Source organism: Sphingopyxis sp. EU05-FHT14B03, from assembly GCF_058790875.1.
In genome coordinates, this window is sequence record NZ_JBYTDC010000003.1 from 457,766 (window position 1) to 475,034 (window position 17,269).

Sequence of the window (17,269 nt, forward strand, 5' to 3'; positions counted from 1 at the left end):
GGTTTTTCTTTGCCTCCCGGAAAGCTACACGCACCCCCATCATGACCACCCGCTCCCCGCTCGCCCCCGCCGCCTTTCCCGCGCTCCCCGACATCGCCGGCGTCACCCTTCGCGTCGCGCGCGCGCAGTACAAGAATTGGGACCGCTGCGACCTCACTTATGTCGAACTCACGCCGGGCACGACCGTCGCGGGCGTCTTCACGCGCAATGTCTGCTGCTCGTCCGAAGTCGAACTCGGCCGCGAACAGGTCAAGGATGGTTCGGCCCGCGCCCTTATCGTCAACGCCGGCAACAGCAACGCCTTCACCGGCTATCGCGGGCGCGAGGCGGTTGAACAGATCATGGGCCAGGTCGCCGACCATCTCGGCTGCGCACCGACCGACGTCTTCGTCAGCTCGACCGGCGTCATCGGCGTCCCGCTCCCCAAGGACAAGGCGCGCACCGGGGTCGCGGCCGCGCTCACCGCCGAACCCTGTTCGTGGGAAGCCGCCGCCGAGACCATCGGCACCACCGACACCTTCGCCAAGGGATCGGCCGCGAGCGCGGTGATCGGCGAGCGCACCGTACAGGTCGCGGGCATCGTCAAGGGATCGGGGATGATCGCCCCCGACATGGCGACGATGCTCGGTTACATCTTCACCGACGCCGCGGTCGCGCCGTCGCTGCTGCAGGCGATGCTGAGCGAGGCGACCAGCCCCAGCTTCAACAGCATCACCGTCGACAGCGACACCTCGACCAGCGACACCGTGCTGCTCTTCGCCACCGGCCAGGCGGGCAACGCCCCGCTCGAATCGTGGGACGACACCGGCGCCGACGCGCTCTACGCGGCGATCCGACAGGTTTCACTCGACCTCGCGCACCAGGTCGTGCGCGACGGCGAGGGCGCATCGAAATTCATCGAGATCGAGGTCAGCGGCGCGGCCGACGACCACAGCGCGAAGCGCGTTGCGCTCGCCATCGCCAATTCGCCTTTGGTCAAGACCGCGATCGCGGGCGAGGACGCGAACTGGGGCCGCGTCGTCATGGCAGTGGGCAAGGCGGGTGAACCCGCCGACCGCGACCGCCTCGCGATCCGCTTCGGCGACCATTGGGTCGCGAAGCAGGGCCTGCCTGTCGACGGCTATGACGAGGCGCCCGTCGCGGCGCATCTGAAGGGGCTGGAAGTGCGCATCGGCGCCGACCTCGGCCTCGGCGACGGCCGCGCCACGGTGTGGACCTGCGACCTGACGCACGGCTACATCAGCATCAACGCTGATTACCGGAGCTGAGGCCATGCTGGCGATCTGGGGCCGTCTCAATTCGCACAATGTGAAAAAGGTCGCCTGGTTCGCGGTCGAACTCGGCATCGATTTCGTTCGCCACGATGTCGGCGGCGCGTTCGGCATGGACGCAGCCTATCGCGCCAAAAATCCCAACGCGCTGATCCCGACGATCAACGACGGCGAGATGACGCTGTGGGAATCGAACGCGATCCTGCGCTACCTCGCGGCAAAGCATGGCGGGACGCGCTTCTGGCCGGCCGATCCTGCCGCCCGCGCGGTGGGCGACAAATGGATGGACTGGCAGATCGGCTATGCCGACGCCCAGCGTGACGCCTTCTTCAATCTTGTCCGCCGCACGCCTGCCGAGCGTGACGCCGCAGCCATTGCCGCAAGCGCCGCTCGCTGCGCGAAACAGATGGCGATATTGGAGGATGCGCTGGCGCGGTCGCCTTGGCTGTCCGGCGACGACTTCGGCGTCGGCGACATTCCGATGGGCGTCTACACCCACACCTGGTTTTCGCTCGCCATCGAGCGGCCCTCGCTACCGCATGTCGAGGACTGGTACGCGCGCATCAGGGAACGCCCGGGCTATGCCGAACAGGTGATGATTCCGCTGACCTGAGGATATTTACACTCGTCATTGCGAGCGACGCGAAGCAATCCAGGGCGATTTACGCCGACTCTGGATTGCCGCGTCGCTTCGCTCCTCGCAATGACGGAAAAGGTCTAGAGCGCGCTTTCGAGCCAGCCCTTGAGGGCGCTCTTCGGCGCCGCGCCGACCTTCGTGTCGGCGATCTCGCCATTCTTGAACAGGATCATCGTCGGGATGCCGCGCACGCCATATTTGCCCGGCGCATCGGGATGATCGTCGATGTTGAGCTTGGCGATCACCACCTTGCCCGCGAGTTCGTCCGAAATTTCTTCGAGCGAAGGGCCGATCATCTTGCACGGGCCGCACCATTCGGCCCAGAAATCGACGAGCACGGGGGTGTCGCTGTCGAGGACGTCGGCCTGGAAGCTCGCGTCGGTAATCGCTTTGGTACCCATCTAAGGTCTCCTGAAAATCTGCTTGGTCCCAAGCTAGGCAGTCGGCGCGTCCGGCTCAAGTCCTCAACCCGGCAAATTCGCCTTGGTTGCCAGCAAGCCCGGCTTGTGTGGCGCCAGCACCGCCTCGTCGAGCGAGATCAGCGTCGGCCCCGCGGTGTAGAGCAGGGCCGCCGCAACCCGCCGCCCAGGGAAGATCACCGCGAGCGCATCGCGATAGGCCGCCATCTGCCGAAGGTACGCCGGCGCGACCTCGCCCGCCGACGCCGGCACATGCCGCCCGGTCTTGTAATCGACAACCGTCACCAGATCGCCCGTCACCAGCAGCCGGTCGACGATCCCCGCCACCACCGCTCCGTCGACCACCGCCGACAGCGGCACTTCGGCGAGCGATCCGGTTCCGAAGATCGCGGCATGCTCCGGATCCTCAATCACCGCCAGCACCTCGTCGATCAGCGCCTCATGCGCCGCCGCATCGAGGTCGGGCGCCTGCACGCCCAGCCAGTGCAGCGCCGCCGCGCGCCGCCGCGCCGGCGTCACCGGTGGCAACCGCTCGAACAGCGCGTGGAGCAATAGCCCGCGCGACACCGCATCGGCGCGCGCCGTTCCCTGCGGCGGCACTGCGACATCGTCGTCGCCCAGCGCCGACGGCGCCAGCGGCCGCGGCGGCCGCGCCTCCTCGGGGGCGGGCTTATGCGCCCACTCGGGCACGACCACCGGCGCCGCGACCGGCCCCTTCGCCTTTGCCGCGCGCGCCCATTTCTTCGCATGCACCGCATGGACACGCTTCTGCCCCCATCGCGGCCCGGCGTCCTCCCAGCCGAGCCCCATATCCGCCATCACCGCATCGACCGCGCCGTGCCAATTGTCGGCGGGCAGCGTCCGGTCGGCGGTCTTGGTGATGCCCGCGACGATCAGCAATTCCTCGGCGCGCGTCATCGCGACATACAGCAGCCGCCAATGTTCCTGCAGCTCGGCGCGCGCCTTGGCGTCATGCGCCTCGGCGACCTTGCCGTGGCGCTCCTCCTTGCCCAGCGCGAAGGCAGGCAATTTGTCCCAGCCGCCGAGCGACAGGTCGAAGCTCGACCGCTTCGACGCCGGATCGTCGGTCGCATCTGCAAGGATGACGATCGGCGCCTGCAAGCCCTTCGACCCATGCACCGTCATCACGCGCACGACATCGCTGCGCGCCTCGGTCTGGCGCTTGATGTCGGCGGTGCTCGCGTCGATCCGCGTCAGGAAGCCGAGCAGCGACGGCACCTCGAGCCGCTCGAAGGCCAGCGTCTGCGCGAGCAGTTCGTCGATCGGGTCGCGCGCCTCGCGCCCCAGCCGCGCATAGAGTTTGCGCCGCCCGTCGATCGGCCCCGACAGGACCCGATCGAGGAAGCGGAAGGGCGTGGTGAAATCGGCCATGCCGAGCAGCTCGCCAAGCGCCGTCATCGTTTCTGCCGGAACCTCGTCGCGGCGGTCCCGCAAGGCCGCCAATAAAGACGACGTCCGCCCATGGGCAAAACCGAACAAGGCCTCCTGCGACCAGCCAAACAAAGGCGAGACGAGCAAAGCCGAAAGGTTGAGGTCGTCGAGCGGCTGTACCGCAAAGCGCATCGCCGCGAGCAGGTCCTGCACGGCGAGCGGCTGGGTCAGCGCGAAGCGGTCGACGCCCGCCACCGGCACATGGCGCGACTGGAGCCGCGCGACGATCCGCGCCGCAAGGTCGCGCCGCCGCCGCACGAGGATCAGCACATCGCCCGGCGCGACGCTGCGCCCGTCCTTGCCATTGGCGATCCAGTCCCGCACCTCGTCGGCGATCGCGCGGGACAGCCGCAGGCTGGCGGGATCGCTCGCGGCGGCAAGGCTGTCGCTGGGCGGCGCGCCCTCGCCGTCCTCACTCTCGGCCTCGACCGCCTCCTCCTCGTCGGCGATATCGAGCGCCTTGCCCACCGGCAGCGGCTGCCACAGCTCGACCCGCCCCGGATGCGCACTCTTGAAAGGCAGCGGCTGTTTTTCACCGCTGTCGAGCCCCATCAATTCGGTCGCGCCTGCTGCGATCCATTGGTCCACCACGTCGAGCACGGCGGGACTCGATCGGTAATTGGTGACCAGATCAACACCCTTGAAGGGCCGCTCGCCCTCAGCCGCGCGCTGACTGAAGCGCAGCCGCGCCGCCTCGAACGCCGCGGGCTCGGTGCCCTGGAAACCAAAAATCGCCTGCTTGCGGTCGCCGACGGTGAACATCGTGCGGACTCGTTCGTCCTTGGCGCCCTGCCCGGCAAAAAATTCCTCGGCCAATGACAGGATGATCGCCCACTGCCGCGCATTGGTGTCCTGCGCCTCGTCGACCAAAATATGGTCGGTACGCTGGTCGAGCTTGAACCGCACCCAGTCGCCGAAATCGCCGCGCCCGAGCAGGTGCAGCGCGATGCCGATCAGATCGTCGAAATCGGCGAGCCCCGCTGCGCGCTTGGCGAGCGCATAGGCCTCGGCAAAGCGGCTCCCCAAATCCCAGGCGGCGGTGAGGTCGTCGGCGACCTCCATGGCGAGCTTTGTAGCGCTCAGCCGACTGATCGTGTCAAATAACCGTTCGGCGCTAGCCTGCGCGCCGCCGATTTCCTTCTCATTGGAGAAACAGGCTCGAAGAAGCCACGCCGACTTATTTTTCGTGGCAATACTCGCCCACAGCTCACTCAACATCTGACTGGGGTTTGCCAGATCACTACCCAGCCAGCCATTCATCGCCGCCAATATTGGCTCCGCGCGGCTGTGCAACGTCCCCTTTTTCGTGATCCAACCCGCCGCAGAATCTCTAATCGCCACCACATCTCGATGATCGATTATCCCATCCGAGAGTGCGCTAGCCAACCAAGCATCAGGATCACCCTGCGGCAGACCCAACGCGTCGCGTACGTCGCCCGGCTTGGGCGATATCCGCGGCTGGTCGGCGCCGCCGAAGCGCCCCGCGCAGCGGACGAGGAAGGCGATCGCCGCATCCTGCCCCATCCGCCGCGACAGCATCGCCGCGACTCTGCGCATGGCGTCGCCGTCGGCATCCTTCTGCCCGAGCAATTTGCCCAGCACCTCGCGCTGCAACGCGCTTGCTTCGCTGTCCTCCAGCGGACGGAAGCCCGGCAATATCTTGGCTTCGAGCGGAAAGCTCGCGAGCAGGGTCTGGCAGAAGCTGTGGATCGTCTGGACGCGGATCGCGCCGCCCGGGCTGTCGATCACGGTGGCGAACAGCGACCGGGCGCGGTCGATGATGCCGGGGGTGTCCCAGTCGGCGCCCAAAGCACGCAGGTCGAGCCGCAAATCGCCGTCGTCCATCCGCACCCACAGGGCGAGGCGCTCGTGGATGCGGTGCGCCATTTCGGCCGCGCCCGCCTTGGTGAAGGTGATGCAGAGGATCGCCTCGGGCGAGACCCCGCCGAGCATCAGCCGCAGCACGCGCGCCGACAGCACCTGCGTCTTGCCCGTGCCCGCCGACGCGCCGAGCCAGACATGGTCGTCGGGGTTTGCCGCCGCGCTCTGCCCGGGGTCGAGATCGAACAGCCGCGTCATGCCGCGCCGCCGTCGTCGAGCGCAACGCCGTCGCCGCGCCCGAACCATTCGTCGCGACGCATCAACTGGTCGAAGTCGGTGTAGCGCCGCGCCGCATCGCCCGGCACGAAGGGCTCCTGCCCGAGCAGGAAGCGCGCGCTCAAATCGGCAAGCGCCTCGGCCGCGCGTTCGACCGCTTCCTCGGCACTCTTCAGCTCGCGCCGCGAACCATGCGTCGCCGACACCTTGCCCTCTTCGCCCTTCGCGCGGTCGCGCTTCAGGCTCCAATATTCAAGGGCTCCGACCGGCGCCGCGTCGAGTCCGTCGGCCTGCCCCGCCTCGGCGATCAGCCCGAGCAGGCCGAGCTGGTTGTCGAGCCCCGCCGCCGCCGCGGTGCCCGACGGCGCCGAACCGCTCTTATAATCGACAATCGCGAGGCTGCCGTCGGCGAGCTGGTCGATGCGGTCGGCCTTGCCGTGCAGCCGGATGCCATCGACGACAATCGCGCCCTTCACCTCGCTTGCGACCGGCCAGCGCTTGTCGCGTTCGGCCCAGACGCGCTCCGCCGCCCAGCGCAGCGACGGTATTATGCGCGGCAACCAGAAGGCGCGCGCCAGCGCGTCGAGCGCGGGGTCGGCGGCGAGCGCCGCCAGTTCGGTCTCCAGCGCGGCCTCGGTCATCCCGGCGCGCTGCCAATCCTCGAGCAGCTTGTGCACCCGCGTCCCGAACCATTTGGCGTCGGGGCCCTGGCTCAGCGCATCGAGCGCGCTCAGCCGCAGGATTTTCGCCGCGTAAAAGGCAAAGGGATCGCGCGCGAGCTGGTCGACCCCGGTGACGCTGATCTTATCGGGCCGCGCCTCGGGCGGCGGCGCGACCGCGGGGCGCGGCGCGGGCAGCGGATCGCCCGGTGGGACGTCGAGCAGCGCGGCCAGTCCCGCGACCGGCTGGCCGCCGATTTGCGCGGCGGGCAATTCGCCCGCCAGCGCGCTCAACCGCAGCCAGAAACGCGACGCGACCGCGGGGTCGCCGCCGCTGCGCAAAGCGCGCGTCACCACCACCTTGGCCGCGGCGAGCGCCCCGGCGAAATCGTGCGCCGCCATGCCCTGCTGCCGCTCGGGCGCCCCGAGGCCGAGCAGACGGCGGATGCCCGGCGCGAGCCAGGGATCGGGGGTGACCGCCGGCGGCCAGCGCCCTTCGTCGAGCCCGCCCAATATCATCACATCGGCGCGCTGCAGCCGCGCCTCGAGCAGCCCCCAGATAAACAGCCGGGGATGCCCGCCATAGGGCGGCCTTACGCTCTCGCCGCCGAGCAGGTCGGCGAGCATCGCGGGAAAATCGCTCGGCGCGACGAGCGCCAGCCCCGCTCCTTTTGCCAGCACCCACCGGTCGAACAGGTCGGCGAGCTGACGCCCCGCCGGACCCGCCCACACCGCGTCGCCGGTCAGCCAGCCGAGCGCCGCCTGCAGCGCAGCGAGCAGGGTCGTCGGCGGCACCGCGGTTCCGGCGCTGAGCGGTGCAAGATGCACACCCAGCCCCGCGACCAGTTCGCCCCACCAGTCGTGCAGCGCCGCCGCCGCGCCATGCCCGCGCGCCTTGCTGTCGGCGGCGAGCAGCGCGAGGCGCACCGACACCCCGTCCCAGCCCGGGGTCAGCCCCGGCTCGCGCAGCAGCAGGTCGAGCCGCCGCACCTGGTCGAGCCAGGCCAAGCGCGCCTCGCCCTTGCGCACCAGCGGGTGGCCGAGCACCGTGAGCAGCCGCACGGGGTCGAAGCGCGCCGCCAGCTCGGCGAGCCCGAGCAGCAAGGTTCCCGGCGGCAGCTTCGCCAGCGGCCGCCCCGCGCTGTCGTCGACCGCAATGTCCCAGCGCGCCAGCGCGCTCGCGACGCGTTCGGCCAGCGCGCGGTCGGGGGTGACCAGCGCCGCGGTGCGCCCCGGCGTCTCGACCGCGGCGCGCATCATCAGCGCGATGCCCTGCGCCTCCTGCCCGTCGTCGGCGAACACCGCGCCCGACAGCCCAGCGATCTCGGCGCCAAGGTCGGTCTTGTCCTGCCAGCGCGCGGTGTAGGCGGCGGGCGCGAAGAGCAAGGACACGAAACCGGCGCGCGCCTCGGGTCCGTCGAACGCCGACACGCCCTCCCATGTCCGCACCTCGCCGCGCGCGACGCCCATGCGCCCGAGCAGCAGTTTCAGATGATATTGCGGATGCGTCTCGAGCGGCCGCGCCGGATTTTCGGGGTCGGCGGCGACGGGCCCCAGCGCCTCCCATTCCTCCTCCGCCATGCCGAGGTCGAGCCCCGGCAGCACGACCATGCCGCGCTCCATATCGGCGACCGTGCGTAGCAGCCGCGCGATTGCGGGCGCGGCGGTGGTGACCCCCGCCGCGACGACGAAGCGCGCCGGCGGCACCACGCGCCAGCCTTGGCTCACCCGGTCGAGCAAGCGGTTGCGCCGCTCGGCGCGGTCGATCATCCCCGCGCGCTTAAGCTCGGCGGGCCAATGCTCGACGAGCAGGCGCAGCCGCGCCCACGACGCCTGCCAATGCTGCGCGAGGTCACCCAGCACCGCTTCGATCTCGCCCAGCCGCGCAGGCGCGACCTCCTCATAATGAAGCTGGTCGATCACCCGCCCCAGCCCTTCGGCGAGCTGGAACGCCGCCGCGCCGGTGATCGCCTCCTCGCCCGCCGGCTGGTGCTTCTCGATCAGCGCCGCGAGCATCAGTCGCCGTCGCAGCGGGTCGATCGCGGGCGGCAGGATCCCGCTCTCGTCGATCGGGTCGAGCGCCAGCGCAACCTCTTCGTCGAGGTCGGCATCGCCGATCACGACAAGCCGCGGCATCAGCAGGCCTTGCCCGCCCGCGCGCACGAACGCCGCCTGCACCGCGCTGCGCGCGCGATTGCTCGGCAGCAGGACCAACCCCTCGGCGAGACCCAGCGCTCCATCGGCGAAACGCGCGATCAGCCCGGCGGCGAGCGCATCGGCGAACGCCCGGTGGACCGGGATCGAGAAGATGGTGGGCTTGGCATCAGCCATCAGAGTCAAAACCCGTCATTGCGCACGCAGCGAAGCAATCCAGAGCGGTTTATGCAACTCTGGATTGCTTCGCCGTGCGCGCTATGACGAAAGCGGGAACGGACGGTGGTCAAACCTCCGTCAGCGCGGCTTCGGTCGGCGCGATGCTCGCCGGGGTGCCGACGTCGAACCATCGGCCCATGTGCGACAGGCCGAACAGGCGCCCCGCCGCGATTGCGCGGTCCCAGAAAATGTTGGTCGAAAACGGCCCCACAGGGGCATCGACGAGCAGCCGCCGCGACACCAGTTGGATGCCGGTATAGACGAAGGGCGCAATCCGCGCCGGCCTGCGCCGCGACAGCATGCCATTGGGGTCCATATGGAAATCACCGCGCCCGCCATGCCCCGTCGCGCTCGCCTGCCGGATCACCAGCAACAGCGCGTCCATCCGCGCCTCGTCCCAGTGGCGCGCGAGTTGCGCAATGCTGTCCTGCGGCCCGTCGGTCCAGATATTGTCGCTGTTGACGATCAGGATCGGGTCGCCGGTCAGTTGCGGCAGCGCCTTCATCATGCCGCCACCGGTTTCGAGCAGCCGGTCGCGTTCGTCCGAAATCGCGATGGTGAACTTGCGCTTCTGCGCCGCGAGATGCGCTTCGAGGGCGTCGGCTAGATAATGGACGTTGACCACTACGTGGGGAATCCCGGCGGCTTCGATCCGGTCGAGGCTGTGGTCGATCAGCGGCTTGCCCGCGACGCGCACCAGCGGCTTGGGCCGGGTGGCGGTGAGGGGGCGCATGCGTTTGCCCAACCCCGCCGCCATCACCATCGCGCTCTCGATTTTCGTGGTCATGCCTCGAATTCTTCCCACGCCGCCGCGCGCTTGTCGGCGGGGATATTCTCGTCGAACCATGCCCGCACCGGGGCGAGCGCCGGGTGCGCGAGGTCGCGTTCGAGCAGCCCCCACATGCGCGGCTGGAACTGGCGATACCCCGGCTTGCCGTCGCGTTTCCACAGCCGCACGAACACCCCCAGGATGCGCGTGTTGCGCTGCGCAGCGAGCGCCCAATAGGCGCTTTCGATGCCCGTCCCGGTGGCGCCCTGGTAGTGCGCGAGCATCGCCGCCTCGACCGCCGGGCTCACGTCGCGACGCGCATCCTCCAGCACCGACGCCAGATCATAGGCGGGATGACCGATCAGCGCGTCCTGGAAATCGAGCAGGCCATAATGTTCGACCCCCGTCTTGCCGCCGACCAGCATGATATTCTCGGCATGGAAATCGCGCAGCACGGTAACACGCGGCAGGCCGTCGTTCTCGACCGGCAGCAGTGCGGCTTCCCACGCCGCGCGAAACGCGTCGCGGTCGACGTCGAGGTCCAGCGCCGGGCAATACCAGTCGGCGAACAGCATGACCTCGTCGAGCCATTGATCGAGCCCATGCACCGGCAGGCCCGCCATCGGCGGCCGCGCGTGCAAATGGACGAGCAAATCGGTCACCCCGGCATAATGCGCCATCTCGTCCTGCGGCGCGGCGTCGATCGTCTCGCGCAGCCGGACGTCGCCGAAATCCTCGATCAGCAGCAATCCCTGCTCCAGGTCGCGCGCGATGATCGTCGGCGCACTCAACCCCTGCTCACACAGATATTCGGCGATCGCGATGAACGGGCGCGAGTCTTCCTGTTGTGGCGGCGCGTCCATCAGCACCGCTTGGCGGCCTTCGCCGACGACGCGGAAATAGCGCCGGAACGACGCATCGCCCGCAAGCGGCAATATCTGCGCGTCGCCCCAGCCATGCGCGGCGAGGAAGGCGGGCGCATGGGGGGGCGGAATCATCGGAGCGGCCATCGGCTCCCCCAAGACGTCGGCACCGCGGCTGTCAAGACGCGCGCGTCGCCGCTTCCGGAAATCGTCAGTGCCAGCGCACCGGCCCAGCCCGTTTGGCCCAGCCGGTCGGGCCATTCGATCAGCAACGCGCCGTCATGAACATAGTCGTCGAGGCCGAGTTCGATCAGCTCGTCCTCGTCCTCGATCCGGTAGAGATCGACATGCGCGATCGGCAAGTCGACCTCGGGCGGCGCATAGGGCTGGACGATCGCAAAGGTCGGGCTCGGCGCCTCGCCAGCCAGCCCGCGCGCCTTGAGCATCGCGCGCGCCAGCGTCGTCTTGCCCGCGCCGAGATCGCCCGACAACAGCACGACGTCGCCGGGGATCAGCGCCAATCCGATCGCCGCACCGATCCGCTCGGCTTCGGCGAGGCTGTAGTCGGTACGGAAGCTCATGCGCCGCGCGGCAGACTTACGCGGACCAGCGTCCCCTGGCCCTTTTCGCTCACGACCTCCATCGTGCCGCCGTGCGCGGCGACGAGTTGGCGTGCGAGCGCGAGCCCGATGCCGCCGCTCTGGGTCCCCGCCTGCTGGCCCTTGGTCACCGCCGCGACCGCATCGGGCATGCCCGGACCATTGTCGGAGACGATGATATCGACACCCTTCGCATCGCCATCGGCGTGAAGGAGTACGCGTCCGCCCTTCTTGCGGCTCGGCGCGGTATAGCGCACCGCATTGTCGAGCAGCCCCGCGACGAGCCGCGACAGCCGCGCGGCGTCGCCTTCGATGCTGCCGAGCGCCGCCGAGATATTGCCGACCAGTTCGACCCCTTCGGCCGCGGCAAAGGGTTTGGCCTCAGCCAGCGCGCCAGCGAGCAGCGCCGCGACGTCGACCGGCGCGCGCTCGACCGCGAGCGTGCCCGCCTCACCTTGCGCGAGGTCGAGCACATTGTCGATCTGGCGCCCGAGAACGCCAACCGATTCCATGATCGCATCGACATAGGCCTGCTGCCCTTCGGCGAGCTTGCCGGCATAACCCGCCTGCAACATCTCGCCAAAGCCGCCGATCGAGGTCAGCGGCGTGCGCAGCTCGTAACTCATCCGCGACAGGAAGGCGGTCTTGACCTTGTCGGCGGCCTCGAGCGCTTCATTGCGTTCGCGCAGCGCCGATTCCATCTTCCGGTTGTCGCTGACGTCGAGCATGATCAGCAAGGCATTGCCGTCGGGCAGCGGGATCGCCGCGAAGTCGAAATGGCGCCCGTCCTTGAACCGGATCTCACCGACGCGCTGCGTCCGCTCCAGCGTCGCGGCACGGATCACCTCCTGCACGATGCTGATCTGGTTCGGCTTGGCCAGCCGGTCGGCCAGTCCACCCATCAGCGTATCGACGCGCGGATGCGCCGCCAGCGTCGGCTCGTCGACCCCCCACAGGCGGCGGAATCGTTGGTTCCACAGGTGCAGCCGCCCATCAGGGGCGAACACCGCCACCGCCTCGAACAGATTGTCGAAGGTCGCGGTGCGCACGCGCAGCAAGGTGTCGCGCGCCCCGGCGAGCTGGACCTGCTCGGTGCGGTCCTCGGCGATCAGCAACAACCCGCCATCGGGGGTCGGCTGGGCGACGACGCGCAGATGCGTCCCGTCGCGCAGCAGCCACTCCTCTTCGCTCGCCTCCGCCTGCGCGAACCAGTCGACATGCGCCTGCCGCCATTCGGGATAATCGCGCACCTCGGGGGTCCGCCCGGCGTCGCGCCAGGCGTCGAGCAGCCGCGCGAGGGCCGGCGTTTCGGCGATCGCGTCGGCGTCGAGGTCGAACATGCGGCGGAACGGCTGGTTCGCGAAGATCAGGCCCTGGTCGGGGCCGAACTGCGCGACCGCCGCCGACAACCGATCGAGCAATTCGCGCTGTGTCTCGGCAAAGCGGCGGTGCGCGCCGCGCTCGCTCTCCAGTTCCTGCACGTCGATCGCATAGCCCGCGACCCCGATCGGCTTGCCGCCCGCCGGGGTCAGCGGCACGTCGACGACGCGCATGATCCGCCGCTCGCCCGCGATCGTCACCGGCACGGTGCGCATTTGCGCCGCCCCGGCGGTACGCGCCGCCTGCGCCGCTTCGCCCGCGCTCACCCCGGCGACGGGTTCGAGCAGTTCGATCCCCTGGTCGATCACGACATCGGCGCTCTTCGCCTCGACCGCATTCACATAGGCCTGGTTGACCAGCGCCAGTTCGAGCCGCGGGTCGCGGAACCACATCGGAAAGGGCGCGACCTCGATCAGCCCCGACAGCGCCTCGAAGGCCGCCATCGCCTCGTCGCGTTCGGACTTGAGTGCGATCTGCGACGACAGGCTTTCGGTCGCATCATCGAGCCACAGCAGCACGCTGCCCGACCCGCCGATCGCCGCCGGAGCCGGACCGCCATGGACCAGAATCGTGCGCGAGCCGCCTTGCGGGCGCAGGCTCATCGTGAAGGGTTTGGCGCCGCGCTGCGCACCGAGGATCGCCTGCCGCAGCGCGTCATGGTCGGGGGTTTCGAGGCCCGCGCCCAGCCCGCACAATTCGTCGAAATTGCGGGGGCCGCGTTCGAGCCCCAGCCAGCGGCCGAGCCGCTCGCTCGCCTCGATGCGCCAGTCGCCGCGCACGACGACGGGCAGATAGGGCGAGGCTTCGATCAGGCTCGCCAGCCGTTCGGTCTGCGCCGCGGCAAAGGCCGAGCGTCGCTGCATCGCCAGCCCGCGCCCCGCCGCCCAGATGCCGAGCAACAGCCACAGCGCCGCGAAGCCGCCGAGTGCGAACGTCAGGGTCGGGGACAGCGCGCCGCTCATCCTCCGTCACGCTCCCGCTTTTCCGCCACCGACGCCCTTGCCATGATAGCCAGCCCTAAAGGCGATGGGTGCATGTTTCAATCGCATGTCACAGCGGAACGGCGCGTCCCACCTTCCGATGGGCGCGCCGTCCACAGTTTTCGTCTCATCACGTCGTCATTGCGAGCGGAGCGAAGCGATCCAGGGCGGTTACCGCCCACTCTGGATTGCCGCGTCGCCCCCGGCTCCTCGCAATGACGAGGATTGCCCGAACGGCAGGGCGCATGCCCCGTCTTCGATCAATAGCGATAATGATCGGGCTTGAACGGACCTTCGACCGGCACGCCGATATAGTCGGCCTGCTTCTGGCTCAGCTGGCTGAGCTTCACGCCCAGCTTTTCGAGGTGCAGCGCCGCGACCTTTTCGTCGAGATGCTTGGGCAGGACATAGACGTCGTTCTTATACTGCTCGCTGCGCGTCCACAGTTCGATCTGCGCCAGCGTCTGGTTGGTGAAGCTCGCCGACATCACGAACGACGGGTGGCCGGTCGCATTGCCGAGGTTCACGAGGCGCCCCTTCGACAGGATGATGATCTGCTTGCCGTCGGGGAATTCGACGAGGTCGACCTGCGGCTTGACTTCGGTCCACTTGTAGTTGGCGAGCGCCGCGATCTGGATCTCGCTGTCGAAGTGGCCGATGTTGCAGACGATCGCCATATTCTTCATGCCCGCCATATGCTCGGCGGTGATGACGTCGGCGTTGCCGGTCGCGGTGACGAAGATGTCCGAACGCTTGACGGCTTCGTCCATCGTCACGACCTCGAAACCTTCCATCGCCGCCTGCAGCGCGCAGATCGGGTCGATTTCGGTGACGAGGACGCGCGCGCCGCCGTTGCGGAGCGACTGCGCCGAGCCCTTGCCGACGTCGCCGAAGCCGGCGACGGTCGCGACCTTGCCCGCGAGCATCACGTCGGTGCCGCGACGGATCGCGTCGACCAGCGATTCCTTGCAGCCATAGAGGTTGTCGAACTTCGACTTGGTGACGCTGTCGTTGACGTTGATCGCGGGGAAGGGCAGCTCGCCCTTCTTGGCGATGTGGTACAGGCGATGGACGCCGGTCGTCGTTTCTTCCGACACGCCCTTGATCGCCTTGACCGTCTTCGTCAGGTAGCCCGGGTTGGCGGCAACGAACGCCTTCAGCGCGCGCTGCATTTCAATCTCTTCTTCATTCTCCGGCGCCGGCATCGCCTGCCCGGCTTCGAGCTTCGCGCCCCACAGCGCGAACATCGTGGCGTCGCCGCCATCGTCGAGGATCAGATTGCAGGTCGTGCCGTCTTCCACGCCCCAGTCGAAGATGCGGCCGACATAGTCCCAATAGTCGGCGAGGCTTTCGCCCTTCACCGCGAACACCGGCACGCCCGACGCGGCGATCGCGGCGGCGGCATGGTCCTGGGTCGAGAAGATGTTGCACGTCGCCCAGCGGACCTCGGCGCCGAGCGCGGTCAGCGTCTCGATCAGCACTGCGGTCTGGATCGTCATGTGCAGCGACCCGACGATTTTCGCACCCTTCAGCGGCTGCGACGCGCCGAATTCGCTGCGCAGCGCCATCAGGCCCGGCATTTCGGTTTCGGCGATGTTGATTTCCTTGCGCCCGAAATCGGCAAGGCCGATGTCGGCGACCACATAGTCACGGGTGTCGGCGGCGAGAGTGGCCATGGGTATTTCTCCTGTCAGATGGGGTGCGCCCGCTCGCAAACGACCGCGTAATTATGTTGCGCGCCCTAGCCCAAAGCGCCGCCCGGATCAAATATAAACTTTTCTTTATATCGCAAGTCCGGGGCCATCCACCGGCGACGTGCGGACGCGAATCAGGACGCGCGGAATCGCACGGCCTCGCGAAAAAAATTTCGACCGGCGCAATTGTGACAATCGCCCCGCCGCCTATGTGACAGCGCGTCGCAAAGCCCAAGATTCTGAAAATTCTGACTTATAATGCGCCTTGCGTTCAGCATAATCGGACTTTGTGACAGCTATGTTACAAATGGCTGAAAATATTGACTTTTGTGCGAAGCAGGCAGAAAATCATCCCAAGTTACGGGGAGATACAAAGATGAAAAAAATTCTGCTGCCGCTCGTCGCTCTTGCTTTCGCGACCCCTGCCGCCGCCCAGTCGATCATCGTCGTCACCGGCCCGCAGGCTGATTCGCAAGTCTTGCCGGTAGCCTATGCCGAACTCAAGGCCGGCGACAATCGCGCCGCGGTCGCCAAGCTGACCGACGAAACGACGGTCGATGCGCGCGACCCGTCGCGGCTGATCAATCTCGGCACGGCTTATGCCCGCCTGGGTCGCACCGCAGACGCCTCGACCGCCTATAGCGCGGCGATCGACAGCCCGATCCGTTACGATCTGGAACTCGCCAACGGCCGCTATGTCGATTCGCGCTGGGCCGCCCGCACCGCGCTCGCCAATCTCAACGAAGGGCGCCCGCTGCTCGCGCTGGCACGCTGAAACAAATCCGTCGCCCCCGCGAAGGCGGGGGCCGCTGGCAGCCTTGTGCAATGCCGATAGCGGCCCCGCCTTCGCGGGGGCGACGTGTTTTTGGCGTTGTCGTGTTACGCCTCGCCGCCCTCGGTCGTCAGCAGGCGTGCATCGATCCCGGCCTCCGCAAAGGCCGCCTGCCAGCGCTTTTCGGGCGGCGTGTCGAACAGCAAGGCGTCGCTGCCCGGCGTCACATGCCAGCCGTGGCGCACCATCTCGTCCTCGAGCTGGCCGCCAGCCCATCCGGCATAGCCCAGCGCGACCAGCCAGCGCGACGGACCGCGGCCTTCGCCGATCGCGCGCAAAATGTCGTGCGAGCTCGATATCGTCCAGCGCCCCGCGACCTCGACGGCGCCCTCGCCGCCCCAGTCCTTGCTGTGCAGCACGAAGCCGCGCGACTGTTCGACCGGGCCGCCGAGGAACACCGGCTGGTCGAGCGGGTCGCCGTCGTGCGCGATCTCGAGCTGGTCGAGCACCGCGCCCACCGTCATGCCCGCGATCGGGTCCGATATGCCGATACCCATCGCGCCCTCTTCGTCATGGCTGATCATCGCGATCACCATATGCTCGAAGCGGGGGTCGCCGATACCGGGGAGCGCGAGGAGCAGCTGGCCGGTGAACCAGGGGGGAGCCGTTTCCATGGCCGCACCATGCCCGCCCGCGCCGGCCCGGTCCAGCGCGCGCGTGAATTTATCCGCCGCGCTTGACTCGGGCCGGTCGCCACCCAATGTCTGCGCTCCCGATTCCCCCCGCTGAGAGGACGAAAACATGACGATCCAGACCGGAGACAAGCTGCCCGAAACGACGCTGGTCAAGGTGACCGAAGGCGGACCCGAACGGGTCAGCACCGCCGATTATTTCAAGGGCCGCAAGGTCGCGCTCTTCTCGGTACCCGGCGCCTTCACCCCGACCTGTTCGGCCAAGCACCTGCCGGGCTTCGTCGAAAAGGCCGAGGAACTGAAGGCCAAGGGCATCGACGAGATCGTCTGTACCGCGGTCAACGATGCCTTCGTCATGGGCGCCTGGGGCAAGAATGGCGACGCCGGCGGCTCCGTCACCATGCTCGCCGACGGCAATGGCGATTTCGCCGAAGCGGTCGGCCTCACCATGGACGGCCAGGCCTTTGGCATGGGCAAGCGCGGCCAGCGCTTCTCGATGATCGTCAACGACGGCGTCGTCGAACAGCTCAACGTCGAAGCCCCCGGCGAATTCAAGGTGTCGAGCGCCGACCATATGCTCGAGCAGCTCTGAGAAAATACGGGAGGGCGGCC

Annotated in this window: 13 protein-coding genes; 4 read left to right on the plus strand and 9 right to left on the minus strand. The window is 68.1% G+C overall.

Features of this window, described 5'->3' with window-relative positions; genetic code table 11:
* The first annotated feature begins 41 nt into the window (after nt 1-41).
* Nucleotides 42-1,268 carry a bifunctional glutamate N-acetyltransferase/amino-acid acetyltransferase ArgJ gene (gene argJ / locus AC3WS4_RS18775; RefSeq protein ID WP_492737328.1) on the plus strand — a complete coding sequence of 409 codons (1,227 nt, stop codon included), beginning with the start codon at nt 42-44 and terminating at the stop codon, nt 1,266-1,268.
* Between the two features lie 4 nt (nt 1,269-1,272).
* Nucleotides 1,273-1,884 (plus strand): glutathione S-transferase family protein, encoded by a 612-nt coding sequence (locus tag AC3WS4_RS18780; protein WP_492737330.1) that lies wholly within the window; start codon nt 1,273-1,275, stop codon nt 1,882-1,884.
* A gap of 104 nt (nt 1,885-1,988) precedes the next feature.
* Here AC3WS4_RS18780 and trxA read toward each other — a convergent pair whose 3' ends face one another.
* The 8 genes from trxA to ahcY all read right to left on the minus strand — a co-directional run bounded on the left by trxA (nt 1,989) and on the right by ahcY (nt 15,175).
* On the minus strand, nt 1,989-2,309 hold the full coding sequence (gene trxA / locus AC3WS4_RS18785; protein WP_056345532.1) for a thioredoxin TrxA: 321 nt from the start codon (nt 2,307-2,309) through the stop codon (nt 1,989-1,991).
* Between the two features lie 63 nt (nt 2,310-2,372).
* Nucleotides 2,373-5,858 (minus strand): double-strand break repair helicase AddA, encoded by a 3,486-nt coding sequence (gene addA / locus AC3WS4_RS18790; RefSeq protein WP_492737332.1) that lies wholly within the window; start codon nt 5,856-5,858, stop codon nt 2,373-2,375.
* Nucleotides 5,855-8,866 carry a double-strand break repair protein AddB gene (addB, locus tag AC3WS4_RS18795; protein WP_492737334.1) on the minus strand — a complete coding sequence of 1,004 codons (3,012 nt, stop codon included), beginning with the start codon at nt 8,864-8,866 and terminating at the stop codon, nt 5,855-5,857. Before addB ends, addA begins: the two co-directional genes overlap by 4 nt.
* Before the next feature lie 109 nt (nt 8,867-8,975).
* Complete coding sequence (locus AC3WS4_RS18800) at nt 8,976-9,695, minus strand: nucleotidyltransferase family protein (protein ID WP_492737336.1); 720 nt, start codon at nt 9,693-9,695, stop codon at nt 8,976-8,978.
* Entirely contained in the window at nt 9,692-10,687 is a 996-nt protein-coding gene (locus AC3WS4_RS18805; protein ID WP_492742926.1) for an aminoglycoside phosphotransferase family protein, read from the minus strand. Before AC3WS4_RS18805 ends, AC3WS4_RS18800 begins: the two co-directional genes overlap by 4 nt.
* On the minus strand, nt 10,672-11,121 hold the full coding sequence (gene tsaE / locus AC3WS4_RS18810; protein ID WP_056345519.1) for a tRNA (adenosine(37)-N6)-threonylcarbamoyltransferase complex ATPase subunit type 1 TsaE: 450 nt from the start codon (nt 11,119-11,121) through the stop codon (nt 10,672-10,674). Before tsaE ends, AC3WS4_RS18805 begins: the two co-directional genes overlap by 16 nt.
* Nucleotides 11,118-13,481: a PAS domain-containing sensor histidine kinase gene (locus tag AC3WS4_RS18815; protein ID WP_492737341.1), complete on the minus strand. Its 2,364-nt coding sequence runs from the start codon at nt 13,479-13,481 to the stop codon at nt 11,118-11,120. The genes tsaE and AC3WS4_RS18815 overlap by 4 nt, the downstream gene beginning before the upstream one ends.
* A gap of 278 nt (nt 13,482-13,759) precedes the next feature.
* Nucleotides 13,760-15,175: an adenosylhomocysteinase gene (gene ahcY, locus AC3WS4_RS18820; RefSeq protein ID WP_492737343.1), complete on the minus strand. Its 1,416-nt coding sequence runs from the start codon at nt 15,173-15,175 to the stop codon at nt 13,760-13,762.
* A gap of 394 nt (nt 15,176-15,569) precedes the next feature.
* Here ahcY and AC3WS4_RS18825 point away from each other — a divergent pair, with 394 nt between their 5' ends.
* Nucleotides 15,570-15,968 carry a hypothetical protein gene (locus AC3WS4_RS18825; RefSeq protein WP_492737345.1) on the plus strand — a complete coding sequence of 133 codons (399 nt, stop codon included), beginning with the start codon at nt 15,570-15,572 and terminating at the stop codon, nt 15,966-15,968.
* A 104-nt stretch (nt 15,969-16,072) separates the two neighbouring features.
* Here the strand turns inward: AC3WS4_RS18825 and AC3WS4_RS18830 are convergent, their stop codons facing one another.
* Complete coding sequence (locus AC3WS4_RS18830; RefSeq protein ID WP_492737347.1) at nt 16,073-16,639, minus strand: YqgE/AlgH family protein; 567 nt, start codon at nt 16,637-16,639, stop codon at nt 16,073-16,075.
* A 127-nt stretch (nt 16,640-16,766) separates the two neighbouring features.
* Here AC3WS4_RS18830 and AC3WS4_RS18835 point away from each other — a divergent pair, with 127 nt between their 5' ends.
* Nucleotides 16,767-17,249, plus strand: coding sequence for a peroxiredoxin (locus AC3WS4_RS18835; protein WP_056345507.1), 483 nt, complete (start codon nt 16,767-16,769; stop codon nt 17,247-17,249).
* The last annotated feature ends 20 nt before the right edge of the window (nt 17,250-17,269 follow it).

Bases quoted from the DNA above. Each gene is read 5' to 3' on its own strand.
- argJ (WP_492737328.1), top strand. From the start codon at position 42: ATGACCACCCGCTCCCCGCTCGCCCCCGCCGCCTTTCCCGCGCTCCCC.
- AC3WS4_RS18780 (WP_492737330.1), top strand. From the start codon at position 1,273: ATGCTGGCGATCTGGGGCCGTCTCAATTCGCACAATGTGAAAAAGGTC.
- trxA (WP_056345532.1), bottom strand. From the start codon at position 2,309: ATGGGTACCAAAGCGATTACCGACGCGAGCTTCCAGGCCGACGTCCTC.
- addA (WP_492737332.1), bottom strand. From the start codon at position 5,858: ATGACGCGGCTGTTCGATCTCGACCCCGGGCAGAGCGCGGCGGCAAAC.
- addB (WP_492737334.1), bottom strand. From the start codon at position 8,866: ATGGCTGATGCCAAGCCCACCATCTTCTCGATCCCGGTCCACCGGGCG.
- AC3WS4_RS18800 (WP_492737336.1), bottom strand. From the start codon at position 9,695: ATGACCACGAAAATCGAGAGCGCGATGGTGATGGCGGCGGGGTTGGGC.
- AC3WS4_RS18805 (WP_492742926.1), bottom strand. From the start codon at position 10,687: ATGGCCGCTCCGATGATTCCGCCCCCCCATGCGCCCGCCTTCCTCGCC.
- tsaE (WP_056345519.1), bottom strand. From the start codon at position 11,121: ATGAGCTTCCGTACCGACTACAGCCTCGCCGAAGCCGAGCGGATCGGT.
- AC3WS4_RS18815 (WP_492737341.1), bottom strand. From the start codon at position 13,481: ATGAGCGGCGCGCTGTCCCCGACCCTGACGTTCGCACTCGGCGGCTTC.
- ahcY (WP_492737343.1), bottom strand. From the start codon at position 15,175: ATGGCCACTCTCGCCGCCGACACCCGTGACTATGTGGTCGCCGACATC.
- AC3WS4_RS18825 (WP_492737345.1), top strand. From the start codon at position 15,570: ATGAAAAAAATTCTGCTGCCGCTCGTCGCTCTTGCTTTCGCGACCCCT.
- AC3WS4_RS18830 (WP_492737347.1), bottom strand. From the start codon at position 16,639: ATGGAAACGGCTCCCCCCTGGTTCACCGGCCAGCTGCTCCTCGCGCTC.
- AC3WS4_RS18835 (WP_056345507.1), top strand. From the start codon at position 16,767: ATGACGATCCAGACCGGAGACAAGCTGCCCGAAACGACGCTGGTCAAG.